This window comes from Dinoroseobacter sp. PD6, from assembly GCF_028807315.1.
Classification (GTDB): Bacteria; Pseudomonadota; Alphaproteobacteria; order Rhodobacterales; family Rhodobacteraceae; genus Dinoroseobacter; species Dinoroseobacter shibae.
In genome coordinates this window covers 500,652-516,588 of the sequence record NZ_JARAMN010000001.1, presented here as the reverse complement: position 1 = coordinate 516,588, position 15,937 = coordinate 500,652, and the positions used below count along the sequence as shown (strand labels likewise).

Annotated in this window: 16 protein-coding genes; 11 read left to right on the top strand and 5 right to left on the bottom strand. The window is 63.0% G+C overall.

What is annotated here, in order from left to right; genetic code table 11:
- Positions 1-105: 105 nt before the first annotated feature.
- Positions 106-1,197, bottom strand: coding sequence for a DUF6456 domain-containing protein (locus tag PVW48_RS02410; protein WP_157865393.1), 1,092 nt, complete (start codon positions 1,195-1,197; stop codon positions 106-108).
- 226 nt (positions 1,198-1,423) lie between these two features.
- Here PVW48_RS02410 and PVW48_RS02405 point away from each other — a divergent pair, with 226 nt between their 5' ends.
- Positions 1,424-1,726: a DUF6477 family protein gene (locus tag PVW48_RS02405; protein ID WP_012178257.1), complete on the top strand. Its 303-nt coding sequence runs from the start codon at positions 1,424-1,426 to the stop codon at positions 1,724-1,726.
- Positions 1,727-1,743: 17 nt separating this feature from the next.
- Here the strand turns inward: PVW48_RS02405 and PVW48_RS02400 are convergent, their stop codons facing one another.
- Positions 1,744-3,291: a trimethylamine methyltransferase family protein gene (locus tag PVW48_RS02400; protein ID WP_274580131.1), complete on the bottom strand. Its 1,548-nt coding sequence runs from the start codon at positions 3,289-3,291 to the stop codon at positions 1,744-1,746.
- A 196-nt stretch (positions 3,292-3,487) separates the two neighbouring features.
- On the opposite strand from PVW48_RS02400, the gene guaA reads away from it, so the two are divergent.
- The 10 genes from guaA (at position 3,488) to PVW48_RS02350 (ending at position 13,145) form a co-directional block, all read left to right on the top strand.
- Complete coding sequence (gene guaA, locus PVW48_RS02395; protein ID WP_274580129.1) at positions 3,488-5,050, top strand: glutamine-hydrolyzing GMP synthase; 1,563 nt, start codon at positions 3,488-3,490, stop codon at positions 5,048-5,050.
- Positions 5,041-5,682: a YdcF family protein gene (locus tag PVW48_RS02390; RefSeq protein WP_274580126.1), complete on the top strand. Its 642-nt coding sequence runs from the start codon at positions 5,041-5,043 to the stop codon at positions 5,680-5,682. The genes guaA and PVW48_RS02390 overlap by 10 nt, the downstream gene beginning before the upstream one ends.
- Entirely contained in the window at positions 5,679-6,566 is an 888-nt protein-coding gene (locus PVW48_RS02385) for a DMT family transporter (RefSeq protein WP_012178261.1), read from the top strand. Before PVW48_RS02390 ends, PVW48_RS02385 begins: the two co-directional genes overlap by 4 nt.
- 75 nt (positions 6,567-6,641) lie before the next feature.
- The gene (locus PVW48_RS02380; protein ID WP_274580125.1) at positions 6,642-7,685 is read left to right on the top strand and encodes an outer membrane protein transport protein; all 1,044 of its coding nucleotides are present in this window, start codon (positions 6,642-6,644) and stop codon (positions 7,683-7,685) included.
- A 190-nt stretch (positions 7,686-7,875) separates the two neighbouring features.
- Positions 7,876-8,784 carry a DMT family transporter gene (locus PVW48_RS02375; RefSeq protein WP_274580124.1) on the top strand — a complete coding sequence of 303 codons (909 nt, stop codon included), beginning with the start codon at positions 7,876-7,878 and terminating at the stop codon, positions 8,782-8,784.
- A gap of 37 nt (positions 8,785-8,821) precedes the next feature.
- A complete protein-coding gene (locus PVW48_RS02370) occupies positions 8,822-9,694 on the top strand; it encodes an ATPase (protein ID WP_274580123.1) in 873 nt (290 codons plus the stop codon).
- Positions 9,695-9,729: 35 nt separating this feature from the next.
- The gene (gene metA, locus PVW48_RS02365) at positions 9,730-10,647 is read left to right on the top strand and encodes a homoserine O-acetyltransferase MetA (protein WP_012178265.1); all 918 of its coding nucleotides are present in this window, start codon (positions 9,730-9,732) and stop codon (positions 10,645-10,647) included.
- A 64-nt stretch (positions 10,648-10,711) separates the two neighbouring features.
- Positions 10,712-11,584, top strand: coding sequence for an alpha/beta fold hydrolase (locus tag PVW48_RS02360; RefSeq protein ID WP_274580121.1), 873 nt, complete (start codon positions 10,712-10,714; stop codon positions 11,582-11,584).
- A gap of 81 nt (positions 11,585-11,665) precedes the next feature.
- A complete protein-coding gene (gene ppk2, locus PVW48_RS02355; RefSeq protein WP_274580120.1) occupies positions 11,666-12,535 on the top strand; it encodes a polyphosphate kinase 2 in 870 nt (289 codons plus the stop codon).
- On the top strand, positions 12,528-13,145 hold the full coding sequence (locus tag PVW48_RS02350) for a TetR/AcrR family transcriptional regulator (protein WP_012178268.1): 618 nt from the start codon (positions 12,528-12,530) through the stop codon (positions 13,143-13,145). The genes ppk2 and PVW48_RS02350 overlap by 8 nt, the downstream gene beginning before the upstream one ends.
- Before the next feature lie 14 nt (positions 13,146-13,159).
- On the opposite strand, the gene PVW48_RS02345 is transcribed toward PVW48_RS02350, so the two are convergent.
- The 3 genes from PVW48_RS02345 to PVW48_RS02335 are packed head-to-tail and all read right to left on the bottom strand — an operon-like array spanning position 13,160 to position 15,908.
- On the bottom strand, positions 13,160-14,227 hold the full coding sequence (locus tag PVW48_RS02345; protein WP_274580118.1) for an ABC transporter ATP-binding protein: 1,068 nt from the start codon (positions 14,225-14,227) through the stop codon (positions 13,160-13,162).
- Positions 14,224-15,030 (bottom strand): ABC transporter permease, encoded by an 807-nt coding sequence (locus tag PVW48_RS02340; RefSeq protein ID WP_274580117.1) that lies wholly within the window; start codon positions 15,028-15,030, stop codon positions 14,224-14,226. The genes PVW48_RS02345 and PVW48_RS02340 overlap by 4 nt, the downstream gene beginning before the upstream one ends.
- Positions 15,027-15,908, bottom strand: a complete 882-nt coding sequence (locus PVW48_RS02335) for an ABC transporter permease (protein WP_274580116.1) — start codon at positions 15,906-15,908, stop codon at positions 15,027-15,029. Before PVW48_RS02335 ends, PVW48_RS02340 begins: the two co-directional genes overlap by 4 nt.
- Positions 15,909-15,937 lie beyond the last annotated feature (29 nt).

Sequence of the window (15,937 nt, the reverse complement as noted above, 5' to 3'; positions counted from 1 at the left end):
GCGCGGGCCGGGGATGCGCAGAAAAAACGCGCAGTGTCCCTGACCCGAGACACTGCGCGCAAAAAAGGCAAGCCACCACACCTGCCTTGTTCGAAAAACTCCAGGTCAGCCGATCAGGCCGCCGCCCTGACCGTGTACACGCTTGTAGTATTCGGACAGCCGTTGCAAGGCGATCCGCAGGACGATCTTGCCCGAGCGCGCGGACCAACCCATGCGCTTCTCGGCGGCTTCAAGGCCTTCGAGAAAGCAGCAGCATCGCAGCACTACATCGCCCAGCCCCGGTCCAAGCTCCTGCAAGGCCGCGTGCACGCGATCCTTGGCCTGACCAGACCCACCGCCGTGATCGGAGCCCGGCTGGAAGCTGCTGCGGTCGGACGTGGTCAAGAACTTCTCCCAGTTCTGAGTTGTTCGCGGACCCATTTGCGCCAATTCGAAGTCCTCGCGCAACCGTTCACCCGCAGAAACCATCTCATCGGTCAAAAACGGCGTACCATCCTTGTCCCGACGCCGGGCAAGGCTGAGCATGGGCGATTCGGCCAGGTTGTAGCGCAGGCGGGCGGTCTCGCCGGTGTCGCTCGCGACGACCTGCCGCTCGCCCCAGTCGCGATGCTGTTCCGCGAAGGCCGCAACCTCCGGTGTGTCCAGCCCACTCTTGCGCTTGGCGTCATCCGCCAGAAGACGTTTCAGCGCCAGACGCCCGGCATGGGTGATCTCGTATTGCGCCACCTTGCCCGCGCTGCGGCACTTGACCCAATCCTGCAGCGCGAAGGCTTGCGCGATCCCGCGGTCGACCACGGCAATCCGGCGCGGAATGCCATCGGTCATCCGCAGCACGACGGCCTTTTCCATTTCCGGTGAAACCGCCAGCACGGCATCGCTTTCGCACAGCCGACGCAGGATGCGGCGTGCCTCCCGCTCGATTTTCGCGGTCTCGGTCTTCAGAAGCATGCGGGGATGGGCGCTCATGGGGATGACGTCCTGTTCTGCTGGAGAGGAAGGGGTGAAATGCGCACGCAAGGTGTCGAGCGCTTCGTCAATCAGGGGGTCGTCCCGTTCGGTTTCGAGTTTGCGGATCTGGCGCAGCACGGTTGAGGCCGCACAGCCCGCTTCCCGGGCAACGGACCGGATCGACAGACCCAGTTCCGTATGGGCCAGGTAGTGACGGGCATGTGTGGGGACCCAATCTGGCAGGTCCATGAGCGTGTTTGGGGCGGAAGAAAAGCTTGACATGCCAGTCCTCGTATTGCGGCGAATGCAACCTAGGGTTGATATGGTTACTGGAATCTTAAATCCCGTTGAGATCCCCATAATCAATTTCAAAAGATAAACAGTTGTTTACCAACCGAACGCAGCGGACGGGGCTGACGCAACACAATCTGTGGTTGTGTTTTTCTGATTGCGATTTTTACGCAAGGACACGCCCATGACACCGCTTCTCGCTTCGCTTTCCACCCTGCGCCGCCCCCAGACCCTGATGCGCGCCGCCCGGTTCGGCCTGCGCGACTACAGCCGTGAAAGAGACCTCAAGCGCCTGATCAAAAAGCAAAAAGCGCCGCGCCCGGCAAAGGCGTTGCAAGAGCTGATGGCGATCGAGTCCCTGCTGGAGGAAACCAGGCAGGCAGGACAGGCTGCCTATTCGGTCGCCCGGCATATCGAAGTGCTGGCGGCGATCATGGCCGAGACGCGACTCCTGCCGGAGTTCATGCAGCTCGATCGCGTTGGTTAAAAAGCTCTAAAGAGCCCTCAGATGAAGGCGTCCGGCATGGACGCCTTTTTACGTTCTATATATGTTCTCAATTGCGACTCGATGTCCGGGTCGAGCGGCGGTGCCTCGTAACGCGCGAGCAAATCGCTGAGTCGCTGTGCCGCGAGCGCCTGGGTATCGCGCGCGCCTTCCTCCGCCCAGGTCTCGAACGGTTTGCAATCGAAGACATCGGAACGCCAGAAGGCCTGCTTGTAGTTGTTCTGGGTGTGGTCGCAGCCCAAGAAATGCCCGCCCGGTCCTACCTCGCGCAGGGCATCCATCGCCTGGGCGTTGTCGTCGAAGGGCGCGCCTTGGGCCAACTTGTGCAGCGTGCCCAACTGGTCGGCATCCATGACGAACTTCTCGAAGCTGGCCACGAGACCGCCCTCCAGCCAGCCGCAGGCGTGCAGCATGAAATTCACACCCGCCAGCAGGCCCGCGTTCAGGGAATTCGCGGTCTCGTAACCGGCCTGGGCATCGGGCAGTTTCGAGCCGCAGAATCCACCACCGGACCGATAGGGCAACCCAAGACGGCGGGCGAGTTGCCCCGCGCCATAGGTGATCTGTGCCGCCTCAGGCGTGCCGAAAGTGGGCGCGCCGGAGTTCATGTCGATGGAGGTCACGAACGCGCCGAAGATCACCGGCGCGCCGGGTTTGACCAATTGGGAATAGGCCACGCCCGCCAGGACCTCTGCCAGAACCTGTGTCAGCGTGCCCGTGACCGAGACCGGCGCCATGGCCCCACCCACGATAAACGGCGAGATGATGCAGGCCTGCCCTGCCCGGGCGTAGACTTCGAGCGCACCCATCATCGTCGCATCGAAGGTCAGGGGCGAATTGACATTGATGAGCGACGTCATCACCGGCCCCTGGGCCATTCGCTGCGCCCCGAAGAGGATCTCGCACATCTCGACGCTGTCCTGGGCACGGCTCGGCTCGGTGACCGATCCCATGAACGGCTTGTCGCTGAGCGTCATGTGGGCAAAGAGCATGTCCAGATGGCGCTTGTTCACCGGCACATCCGTTGGCTCGCAAACGGTGCCGCCGGAGTGGTGCAGCCAGGGCGACATGTAGGCGAGCTTCACGAAGGTCTCGAAATCGGCAAGCGTGGCGTAGCGGCGCCCGCCGCCGATGTCGCGCACGAAGGGCGGGCCGTAGACCGGTGCAAGCACCAGGCTGTCGCCGCCGATTTCGACCGAGCGGGCTGGATTGCGCGCCAGTTGGGTGAAGCGCGCAGGCGCCATGGCGCAAAGCTTCCTGGCAAGACCGCGGGGGATGTGCACCCGCTCCCCCCGGATATCGGCCCCGGTATCGCGCCAAAGTGCCAGTGCTGCGGGGTTGTCGACGAAATTTACGCCGATCTCTTCGAGCACAGTCTCGGCGTTGTGCTCGATGATATCGAGCGCTTCGTCGGAATGCATGTCGAAGGTCGGAATCCCCCGATGGATGGTGGGCGCGACATCGACACGGATGGCCGTGCGTTCGGCCCGGCGTGCCGCCCCGCCCCCGCTCCGGCCGCGCCGTCGTACGGATACTGCATCACCCATGTTGGACTCTCCCGGATTGCACCTGTGACGAGGCTATGCCGTCGAAACGCGCGTCGGACTGCATTTTGCGGCCTTCTGCGGCGGGAAGCGACATCGCACCGCCCGGGCGGGCAAATTTGTGGATCTGTCGCTGGGCGTGTCCGGTTTTCGATGCGCCGCCGTTGCACCCGCCCGCGCAAGGCCCTAAAGCCGAAACATGACCCAATTCGACCATGACCGCCTCCTCATCATCGATTTCGGCAGCCAGGTGACGCAGCTGATCGCGCGCCGCTTGCGCGAGTTGAACGTGTATTGCGAAATCCATCCGTTCCAGAACGTGACCGATGCGTTTCTCGCCGATTTCGCGCCCAAGGCGGTGATCTTCTCGGGTGGGCCGGCCAGCGTGATCGATGCGAATTCTCCCCGCCCGCCGGCCAGCGTTTTCGAGCTTGGCGTGCCGATTCTCGGCATCTGTTACGGCCAACAGGTGATGATGCAGATGCTCGGCGGCATGGTGGAGCGCGGGCATGGCACCGCGGAATTCGGGCGCGCCTATGTCACGCCGCAGGGTGATCGGCCGGAGTTGCTTAATGGCTGGTTCCTCGATGGGCGGGAGCAGGTCTGGATGAGCCATGGCGACCATGTCAGTCGAATCGCGCCGGGCTTCGAGGTGTACGGCACATCGCCCAACGCCCCCTTCGCGATCACTGCCGATCTCGCCCGCAATTTCTTTGCCGTGCAGTTTCACCCGGAAGTGCATCACACCCCGAACGGCAAGACGCTCTACGAGAATTTCGTGCGCCTGGCCGGGTTTACCGGCGACTGGACCATGGACGCCTACCGCGAGCAGGCGATTGCCGAAATCCGCGCGCAGGTCGGCGATGGCAAGGTGATCTGCGCGCTCTCGGGCGGTGTCGACAGCTCGGTCGCAGCGGTGCTGATCCATGAGGCGATCGGCGAACAGCTGACCTGTGTCTTCGTGGATCATGGCCTCTTGCGCAAGAACGAGGCGCAGGAAGTCGTCACCATGTTTCGGGAGCATTACAACCTGCCCCTGATCCATGCGGACGAGACGGAATTGTTCCTGTCGGCGCTCGACGGGCAATCGGACCCCGAGACCAAGCGCAAGATCATCGGCAAGCTATTCATCGACGTTTTCGAGGCCAAGGCCAAGGAAATCGGCGGCGCGGATTTTCTGGCCCAAGGCACGCTCTATCCGGACGTGATCGAAAGCGTCAGCTTTTCGGGCGGGCCGTCGGTGACGATCAAGTCCCATCACAATGTTGGCGGTCTGCCGGAAAAGATGGGCATGAAGCTGGTCGAGCCGTTGCGCGAGCTGTTCAAGGACGAGGTGCGGGCGCTGGGCCACGAGCTGGGCCTGCCTGCGTCCTTCATCGGGCGGCACCCGTTCCCGGGGCCGGGTCTCGCGATTCGCTGCCCCGGCGAGATCACGCGCCCCAAGCTGGAAATCCTGCGCGAAGCGGACGCGGTCTATATCGACCAGATCCGCAAGCATGGGCTCTATGACGAGATCTGGCAGGCCTATGTCGCTATTCTGCCGGTGCGAACGGTGGGCGTGATGGGGGATGGACGGACCTATGATTACGCCTGCGCACTAAGGGCTGTAACCTCGGTCGATGGGATGACGGCGGACTATTATCCCTTCACCCATGAATTCCTTGGCGAGACCGCGACGCGGATCATCAACGAGGTGCAGGGCATCAACCGAGTGACCTATGACATCACCTCGAAACCCCCTGGCACCATTGAATGGGAGTGATGCGCGCGCTCTGGCAACTCTGCAAGATCGGGGTGCTGGTGTTGATGGGCTTCGCGGTGGCAACTTTTGCGGGAATCGTTCTCTATGAACCTCCCGCGCGCAGCGAATATGCTGCCATCGTGGTGTTGTCCCACGGGGTCGCCGCGGATGGGACGCTCAGCCCGCAAACTGCGGCGCGCACTCAGGCTGGCCTCGATGCGTTCGAGGCCGGATATGCCCCGAAGGTGATTTTCAGCGGCGGTCTTGGCGGGCTGGAGCCGGCATCGAAGGGCGCGTTGATGGCCGAAGCCGCCATTGCCGCGGGCCTGCCCGCGGAGGTTGCGATGGTCGAAGGCGAAAGCCACTCCACCCTGCAGAACGCGCTTTTCACCGCGCGCCTCGTGCCGGAGTTGCGGGACCAACCGGTGCTGCTGGTCACCCACCGCTATCACGGGATGCGGTCGATCGCCTCCTTCTGGTGGGCCGGGTTTCGGGACCTGGACCTTGTCGCCGCCGATCCGGATCGGATCGAGTGGCAGGGTGCTGCGGCAGAACCGATCAAATGGGCCGGAAACATGGTGCGCGGCGCGGTCTACAGTGTCGCGGCGGCGCTGGGCCTCGGCGGGCCCCGGTTGGACGCGCTGCTGACATGACGCCGCGCAACGAACCGGTCAAGGCGGCCCTTTGGATGACCGGGGCCATCGGGTCCTTCATCCTGATGGCTGTCTCGGGACGCGCCTTATCCACAACCCACGACACGTTCGAGATCATGTTCTTCCGGTCGCTGATCGGGATCTGCCTGGTGCTGGTCATCGCGGGCGCGTTCGGGCGGTTGGGCGAGGTCACCACCCGGAGCCTCGGCCTGCACGGCATTCGCAACCTGTGCCATTTCACGGGCCAGAACCTGTGGTTCTTCGCCCTGCCCCTGATCCCTCTGGCGCAGCTTTTCGCGCTGGAGTTCACCACACCGCTCTGGGTGACGCTTCTGGCGCCGCTGATCCTGGGCGAGCGGCTGACGCGCAGCCGCATGCTGGCGGCGGCCATCGGGTTCAGTGGCGTGCTGATCGTCGCGCAACCCGATGTGACGGGCATCAGCCTCGGGGTGATCTGCGCGGCGCTCTCGGCTCTGGGCTTTGCCGGGTCCGCCATGTTCACCAAGAAGCTCACGCGCACCGAGACTACGGTCTGCATCCTGTTCTGGTTGACGGTGATGCAGAGCGGCTTTGGACTGGTGGCGGTATTCCATGACGGACAGGTCACCTGGCCGAGCCTCACCACCCTGCCTTGGTTGTGCCTTGTGGCGCTGTGCGGGTTGGTGGCGCATTTCTGCCTGACAACGGCACTAAGCATCGCCCCCGCCGTGATCGTGATGCCCTTCGATTTCCTGCGGCTTCCGCTCATCGGCATCGTCGGGTTCATGTTCTACAACGAGGCCCTGGGGCTGGGCCTCATCCTGGGTGCGGCCCTCATTATCGGCGCAAATGCCATAAATATCTGGGTCGAGCGCCCCAAACCGCGTCCTGACGCCGCGTTATAGATTGACGGTTTTTTCCACATTCGCATAAGTTTCGATCCAGGCACACGCAAGACGTGCGCAAATGGGATGGAACACATGCGAAAAATTCACCTGGCGTTGGCCAGTGGTACGGCAGTCGCACTGGCGACACAGGCCTTCGGCGGTGGAGTTGAACGGTCCACACAAAGCGTTGGGATTCTCTTTGAAGAGGGCACCTACGCTGAGCTGTCTTTCGGGCAGGTTGATCCGGATGCAAGCGGGGATTTTGTGCTCGACCGGTCCGTGTCGACCGGTGACATGCTCGCCTCGGAGAACATCTTTACCCTGTCGTTCAAGACCGATCTGAGCGACCGGCTGGTTGCCGCGCTGGTCCTCGACCAGCCCGTGGGGGCGCGGATCCGCTACCCCGAGGGCACCGGCCATCCCTTTGCAGGCTCCAAGGCGGATCTCGATGCGCGGGCGCTCACCGCGATGCTGCGCTACAAGTTCGACGGTGGGTTCAGCGTCTATGGCGGCCTGCGCGCCCAACAGGTGGAGGGCTTCGTCGCTCTGCCCACGATCCCGGGCTACGAGTTGACGACCAACAACGACCGCGAGTTGGGCTATATGGTCGGTGCGGCCTATGAACGTCCCGAGATTGGTCTGCGGGTGGCGCTGACCTATAACTCGGCCATCGACCATAATTTTGAATCTTCCGAGAGCTTCCTGACCCCGGGCGGGCCTGCCGTTCTGGACGACGGGTTCAAGACGACAATCCCGCAGTCGGTGCATCTCGAGGCGCAAACCGGAATCGCGGCAAACACGCTGCTCTTCGGCTCGATCCGCTGGGTCGATTGGAGCGAGTTCGAGATCGATCCGCCGGTCTACGCCGCTGGGATCGCATCGCTCGGCCAAGACTATGCCCTTGCCGCCTACGAAAGCGACACGATCACTTATAGGATCGGCGTCGGGCGACGTTTCAACGAGAATTGGGCCGGAGCGATCACCTATATCCACGAACCCGACAGCGGCGATATTTTCGGAAACCTAGGACCGATCGACGGTCGCGACGCAATATCGCTCGGGGTGACCTACAGCCGGGACAACATCAAGATCACCGGCGGTGTCGAATACAGCTGGCTTGGCGATGCCCTGTCCTAGGCGCCCAACGGACCGCCGGGAACGCCGGTCTCGGACTTCCGCGACAACACTTCGATCAGCTACGGGTTCCGGATCGGCTACTACTTCTGATCCGCCCACGACGGAAAAGGACCCCGCCCCGCGTGGGTGGGGTTTTTCTTTGCGCAGGTTTCGGATCGCAGGGCAGATTGTTTGGCGGTAGATGCGCCCCATGACGGTACAGAAATCTCTTTCGCTTCGCGCCTGGGCCGAGTTGGGCCTGCTTTCACTGATCTGGGGCGGCAGCTTCCTGTCGATCCGGATCGCGCTGGATGAAATCCCTTTCGTGACCTCGGTCGCCTACCGGGTGGGCATCGCGGCCCTGGTATTGTGGGCGGTGATCCTGTGGCGCGGAACGGCCGTGCCACGAGATCTGCGGCTTTGGGGCGCGTTCCTGGTCATGGGCCTTCTGAACAACGTCTTGCCGTTCTCGCTCATGGCCTGGGGGCAGCTTCATATCGAGACCGGGCTGACCTCGATCCTGAATGCGGCCACGGCGGTTTTCGGGGTGGTGGTGGCGGCCCTGGTCTTCGCCGATGAACGCCTGACCCTTAACCGGGGGTTTGGCGTCGCCCTCGGATTTCTCGGGGTGGCCACGGCCATCGGTTTGCACAACTTCCGGCATTTCGATCTGCGATCATTGGCGCAACTCGCGGTTATTGCCGGGACGGTGTCCTACGCGTTCGCAGGCGCCTGGGCACGCACACATCTCAAGGGGCTGGCCCCTGAAGTGGCGGCGGCCGGCATGCTGACCGCGTCCAGCCTGGTGATGATCCCCGGAGCGCTGATGTTCGACGGGGTGCCCACGGCCCTGCCTTCCGGTACCGCGATGCTGGCCGTGGGATACTATGCGCTGGTGGCGACGGCCTTTGCCTATCTGCTCTATTACCGGGTGCTGGCCGCGGCGGGCTCGGGCAACCTGATGCTTTGTACCCTTCTGGTGGCCCCGGTGGCGATCACGCTGGGTGCATTGGTGCGCGGCGAGGCGCTGCCGGGGTATGCGTTCCTCGGCTTCGGGTTGCTGGCGCTGGGGCTGATCGTGCTGGACGGACGCTTGACCCGGCGGCTGCTTTCCGGTTGAACCCGGGCACTTGTTCGCCCGCGACGGAGGCCCGCCAATGCTCTATGACACGCCCGCCGCCTGGGCTTCCGCGCCGGAAAAGCACGTTTTGTTGTTCGGCATGTCCGGCCTTGGCAAGACTTTCGTGTCCAACCGGCTGCGCGAGTCCGGCAACTGGTTCCATTACTCCGTCGATTACCGGATCGGCACCCGGTATATGGGCGAGCACATCGTGGACAATTTCAAGCGCGAGGCCATGCAGGTGCCCTTCCTGCGGGACCTGCTTATGTCGGATTCGATCTATATCGGGTCCAACATCACGCTGGAGAACCTCTCACCAGTCTCCACCTATCTCGGCAAGCCCGGCAATCCCGCGCTGGGGGGCGTGCCGATCGACGAATACCGCCTCAGGCAGGCGCAATTCCGGCGCGCCGAGATCGCCGCATTGCAGGACACCGCACATTTTATCGACCGCGCCAAGGCGCTCTATGGCTATCCACATTTCGTGTGCGACAGCGGCGGGTCGATCTGCGAATGGGTGGACGCCGAGGACCCCGAGGATCCGCTGCTCCGCGATCTGTCGGCCGTGACGCTGCTGGTCTGGATCAAGGGTGACGCGGCCCATACCGAGGAACTGATCCGCCGTTTCGACCGGGACCCGAAGCCCATGGCCTACCAGCCGGAATTCCTCGACCGGGTGTGGGCGACGTACCTGGCCGAGAATGGTGTGGCCCCCGAGGCGGTAGACCCGGACGCCTTCATCCGCTGGACCTATGCCCAGGCACTCGCGCACCGTCAGCCGCGCTATGCGGCCATGGCGCAGAACTGGGGCGTGACGGTCGAGGCCGACGATATCGCCCGGATGCGCGATGCCGCGGATTTCGAGGCACTGATCGCGCACGCCCTTGGCAATCGGAGCCCAAACGCCTAAGTCCACACCTCCACGCGACAAGCCGGACCCCTCTCATGCCGATCAAGATCCCCGAGACCCTGCCTGCCTTCGATGTGCTGTCCTCCGAAGGAGTGATGGTCATGGGCCAGGGGCGCGCGGATCGTCAGGACATCCGGCCCCTGCAGATCGGGCTTCTCAATCTGATGCCCAAGAAGATCCAGACCGAGACCCAGTTCGCCCGGCTGATCGGCGCCACGCCCCTGCAGATCGACCTGACCCTGATCCGGATGACCGAGCATCAGTCCAAACACACCTCAGCCGCGCATATGGAGGCGTTCTATCGTCCCTTCGCCGAGGTCCGAGACCGCAAGTTCGACGGGTTGATCATCACCGGCGCCCCGATCGAACATCTGGAGTTCGCGGATGTGACCTACTGGGACGAGCTGCGCGAGGTCTTCGCCTGGACCCAGACCAATGTGCACGCGACCTTCGGCGTTTGCTGGGGCGGGATGGCGATGATCAACCATTTCCACGGAGTGCAGAAGCACATCCTCCCCGCCAAGGCGTTCGGCTGTTTCCGGCACCGCAACCTTGCACCCGCCTCCCCCTACCTGCGCGGGTTTTCGGACGATTGCGTCATTCCCGTGAGCCGCTGGACCGAGATGAAACAATCGGAGATCGACGCGGTACCCGGTTTGACCACACTCCTGGGCTCGCCCGAGGTCGGTCCGTGCTTGGTCGAGGACCCCGGGCACCGCGCGCTCTATATCTTCAACCATTTCGAGTATGACACCGGCACGCTCAAGGAAGAATACGACCGGGATGTGGAGAACGGCACGCCGATCAACGTGCCCACGAATTACTATCCCGACGACGACCCCGCTCGCGCACCGCTCAATCGGTGGAGATCGCATGCACATCTTCTATATGGCAATTGGTTGAACGAGATATACCAGACCACCGAATATGACCTCGAGAAGATCGGTACTTAAGGCAGCCATCGGAGTGACCGCTTTGGCGGGACTGACGGCCTGCGCTGCGACCGGCAAGGACACCGTGACACGTTCTGACAAAACCCCGCCGCTTGGCGACCTGATCCAGGTGGATGGCAAGACCGTGCATGTGGCCGAGGCCGGACGCGGGCCTGCGGTCGTGCTGCTGCACGGCGCGTCGGGCAATCTGCGCGACCTGACCTTCGATCTGACCGGGCATCTCAACGAGGCGGGGTTCCGTACGCTGGCGTTCGATCGGCCCGGCTTGGGCTATTCCGATCGCCTGCATGACCGCGGCGAAAGTCCGCAGGAACAGGCGCGCCATCTGGCCAAGGCGCTGGACGCGCGCGGCGTGGATCGGGCGATAATCGTCGGGCACAGCTTCGGCGGGTCCGTTGCCATGGCCTGGGCGCTGGAACGACCGGACCAGGCCGCGGGCGTCGTGACCCTGGGCGGTGCGACGATGCCCTGGCCCGGAGGCCTGGGTCCTTGGTACAGCATTGCGTCGAGCGATCTTGGGGGCGCCACGCTGGTGCCGTTGCTGGTAGCTCTCGTGCCGCGCAGCCGGGCGCCCGATTTCGCGCAATCGCTGTTCAATCCCGACCCGCTGCCGACAGGGTATATCGACTATGTCGGCGTCGATCTGACACTGCGGCCTGCGCAGGTCCGCACGAATGCACGCCAGGTCAATGGCTTGAAGCCTCATATTCAAGTCATGTCTCAGAAATATCCGGGGCTCACCTTGCCGGTCGAGATCCTGCACGGGACCGCCGACAAGGTGGTGCCCGAAACGGTGCACGCGATCCCGATGTCGCGAATCCTGCCCAATGGCAACCTCGTGCTGCTGGAAGGTCGGGGCCACATGCCGCATCACGCCGAACAGGAGGCAGTCGTCGCGGCAGTGGCGCGGGCGGCACGGGCCTCCGGATTGCGCTGAGCCGCGCAATCGTCATACTGCCCGGACGACCGTGACAGGCGCCCTTCGGATCTGCGCGCCCCTGAGACGAGGACCGTCCCGATGTCCCTGCCCTTCGATGGTGCCATCTCCCATTTTGCGACCCATGATGCGCCGCCGGATGTCCAGGCGGCACTGGCCGGTGCCAAGAAAGGAGAGATCCTGTCACCGACCTACCCCTACGCGACGCGCATGGACAAGGACGACTACGAGGACACCCTGAGGGCGCTGCAGATCGAACTGGTCAAGCTGCAGTCCTGGGTCAAGGACAGCGGCGCGCGGGTCTGCGTGCTGTTCGAGGGGCGCGATGCGGCCGGAAAAGGCGGCACGATCAAGCGCGTGCGCGCTCATCTCAATCCGCGTTCCACGCGGGTGGTGGCCCTTTCCAAGCCCACGGACCGCGAAGCATCGGAATGGTACTTTCAGCGCTATATCAGACAATTGCCCGCAGGTGGTGAGATCACCTTGTTTGACCGCAGCTGGTATAACCGCGGCGTGGTGGAGCATGTCTTTGAGTTCTGCGCGCCCTCCGAACGGGAGGCGTTCTTTCGCCAGCTGCCGGAGTTCGAAGCCATGCTGGTGGATGAGGGAATTCACCTGGTCAAATTCTGGCTCAACGTCGGACGCGCCGAACAGCTGCGCCGTTTCCTGAGACGCGAGAAGGATCCGCTCAAGCAATGGAAGCTGAGCTGGATCGACGTGGAGGGGCTGAAGAAATGGGATGCCTATACGGGCGCGATTTCCGAGACTCTGACCCGAAGTCACACCGAGGTCGCGCCATGGACGATCATTCGCAGCGATGACAAGCGGCGTGCGCGTCTTGCCGCGATCCGTCAAATCCTCTCGGGTCTGGATTATACCGGCAAGAAGACACAGCTTGTTTCTGCCCTCGACCCGCAGGTCAGCGGAGGCCCGGACATCTGGGATGCCTAAACGCGGCTATCACCATGGCAATTTGCGTGCGGCGCTCGTCGATGCCGCCCTCAAGCTGATCGAGGAGAAGGGGCCGACCGGATTCACCCTGTCCGAGGCAGCCAAGAATGCCGGCGTGACCCCGGCAGCGGTCTATCGCCATTTCTCCGGCCGGGACGAGTTGATCATCGAAATCGCCGTGCAAGGGCATTCCATTTTTGCGGACCTTATGGAGTATGCGTTCAACGCCGGACAGCCCTCGGCGTTGGCGGCCTTCGAGGCGACGGGTCGGGCCTATCTCGCTTTTGCACGCAAGCATCCCGGGCACTACATGGCGATGTTCGAGAGCGGGATTTCGAACCAGGCAACACCGGAGCTGGCCACCGCGTCGGCCCGGTCTCGGCAGGTTCTGGAGCGCGCAGCGGAGGAACTGTCCAAGCATATTCCAGAGGACAAGCGCCCGCCGGCTTCGATGTTTTCGGCGCATATCTGGGCCATGAGCCACGGGGTTGTGGAACTTTTCGCCCGTGGCGCGCCGGGGTCCAAAGCCCCCTTCCCGCCAGAGGATCTTCTGGAAACCGGGATCGGGATCTACTTGCGCGGGCTGGGACTGATCGCGCCGGACGACTGAGCGGGGCTGGGCAATCAGGCTGCGAAATAGCGCAGTGCCTCGGGCGACCATTGGACCCGGGTGCGCGCGCCGGGATCGAGCACAGGAATGCCGGGCCCGTTCTTCATGGCGATCTCAACCAGGCGATCGGTCCCGTCGAGGCGGACATGGTAGCTGGTCATGTCCCCGAAATACTCCCGCTCGACGACCTCGCCCGGGGTGCCCTGCCCGGTCTCGTCGAAATCGAGCGCCATGCCTTCGGGGCGCACGCCCGCCACGCAGGTCCCCGTGGCGCCCTCAGCACATTGATCCGCCGTCACCGGCACCGTGCCGAGACCGGCGACATCAGCCCGATCGCCGCTGATCTGCGCGGGCAGGAAGGACATCGTACCGATGAATTCGGCCACCGCCCGGCTTGCGGGTTGCGCATAAAGCGTCTGAGGGGTGGCGAGCTGCGCGATGCGTCCCTCGAACATCACCGCGATCCGGTCCGACATGGTCAAGGCTTCCTCCTGGTCGTGGGTCACCAGGATGAAGGTGATGCCGACATGGCGCTGCAGCCGCCGCAGCTCGGTCTGCATCTGCTCGCGCATCTTCTTGTCGAGGGCCGATAGCGGTTCGTCCAGCAGCAGGACCTTGGGTTTCAGCACCAGCGCCCGCGCGAGCGCCACACGCTGCCGTTGCCCACCGGAGAGTGCATGGGCCGCGCGCGCGCCATAGCCCTTCAAACCCACCATGTGCAGGGCGTCGGCGACGAGACTGGCGCGCGCCTCCCCGGTCAGGTCGGTGCGTCGCCTCAAGCCGAAGCCCACGTTGTCGCCGACGCTGAGATGCGGGAAAATCGCATAACTTTGGAACACCATATTGGTGGGCCGCTTGTTGGCGGGCACCCCCACCATGTCCACGCCGCCGAGGGTGAGTGTACCACTCTCGAATTCCTCGAAACCGGCGATGGTGCGCAACAGGGTCGTTTTTCCGCAGCCGGATGGGCCAAGCAGTGAAAAAAACTCCCCCGCGCCGATATCAACCGAGACATCTCGCAGGGCGTGATAGCTGCCGTAGTATTTCTGGACGTTCTGGATGCGGATCAGGGGTGCGGTCACAAGAACCCTCCGGTGTCGGTCTGGCCGCTCTTGCGCAAGCCGCGTCGGCGGAAGGCTTCGGCGGTGATGATCAGAACGAGAGACAGCAAAATGAGGATCGTTCCCAGCGCCATGATCACAGGCAGCTTCTGCGGGAAGCGTAGCTGGCTCCAGATATAGACCGGCAAGGTCGGGTCGGTGCCGGTCAGGAAAAAGGCAATGATGAACTCGTCCAGTGAAATGGTGAACGAGATAAGAAGCGAGGCGACGATGCCGGGGGCCACCAGCGGCAAAATGATGAGCCGGAACGCGCTGAGACGCGTCTCGCCCAAATCGATGGCGGCTTCTTCGAGCGACCTGTCGAGGCCGCTGAAGCTGCTCGACAGAATGGCAATGCAGAACGGTGTGCAGATCAGGGTATGCCCAAGGATAACCGCCCAGAGCGACAGGTTGAGGCCCATTTGCAGCAGCACGACCAGCAATGAGACCGCGACAATGATCTCGGGCAGCACCAGCGGGATCATGATGAATCCCATGATCCCCGCCTTGCCGGGAAACTCGAACCGCGTGGCCGCACGCGACGCAAACACTCCGAGCGCTGTGGAAAACACGGCCGTCGACAGCGCGATGATCAGCGAGTTGCGCACCGCGTCATGCAACGCCGGGATCTGGGTCAGTTCCACGAACCAGTTTGTAGTGAAACCACTGAGTGGAAAGGCGATGATTGTGCTGTCGTTGAAAGCGAAAACCGGCAGCAAGGCCACCGGCAGGTAGAGGAAAACCAGATACACCACCGCATAGGTCCACAACACCCGGCGGCTCATTTGGGGGCCCGCCCGAAGTTGCGGGTCACAAACACCACAAGCAGGGCGATGGCGCTGACGATGGTCATGGCCGAGACCGCCAGGGCCGCGCCCATGGGCGCATCATTCAGACGCAGGAACTGGGTCTGGATCATGTTGGCGATCATCAGACCGTCAGGCCCCCCAACAAGCCGGGGTGTAACGTAGTCGCCGATCACCGGAATGAACACAATCAGGGTCGCGGCCACGATCCCGGGCATGGCTAGGGGCAGCGTGATCCGGCAAAACGCGCCCCAGGCGCTCTCGCCCAGGTCGCGCGCGGCCTCCAGCAGGGAGCGGTCGATTTTCTCGAGCGCCACGTAGATCGGCAGGATCGTGAAGGGCGCGTAAGCGTGGGCAAGCGTGATCACGACCGCATTGGCGTTATAGAGCAGGAAAGTCAGTGGCTCCTCAATGATACCAAGCCCTTGCAGACCAGAGTTGAGAACTCCGTTGAAGCCGAGGATTACCTTCCAAAGGAACACGCGGAGCAGGTAGGAGGTCCAGAACGGGACCGTGATCAGAAAAATCCATAGCGCCTTACGGTTCTGCGGGACGTGGAAGGACACGAAATAGGCGATGGGAAAGGCCAGCACCACGGTCACCACAGTCACCATCCCGGCGATCCACAGGGACCGGCCCATCAGCGTGCCATAGATCGGGTCTGTGACCGCTTCCCGGTAGTTCGCCAAGGTGAAGCTGCGATCGAACTCCATGAAGTTCTGGGTCCAGAAACTGAGCACCAGAATTGCAACGAGGGGAACGGCAAGCAGCAGAATCGTAAAGATCAGCGGCGGGCTGACCATGACATAGCCTTGCATGGCCTCACTGCGCAGCGCTGTCGTGTTTCGTGTTGTCATTTTTTCAGTTCCCTGCCCATTGCAGGATG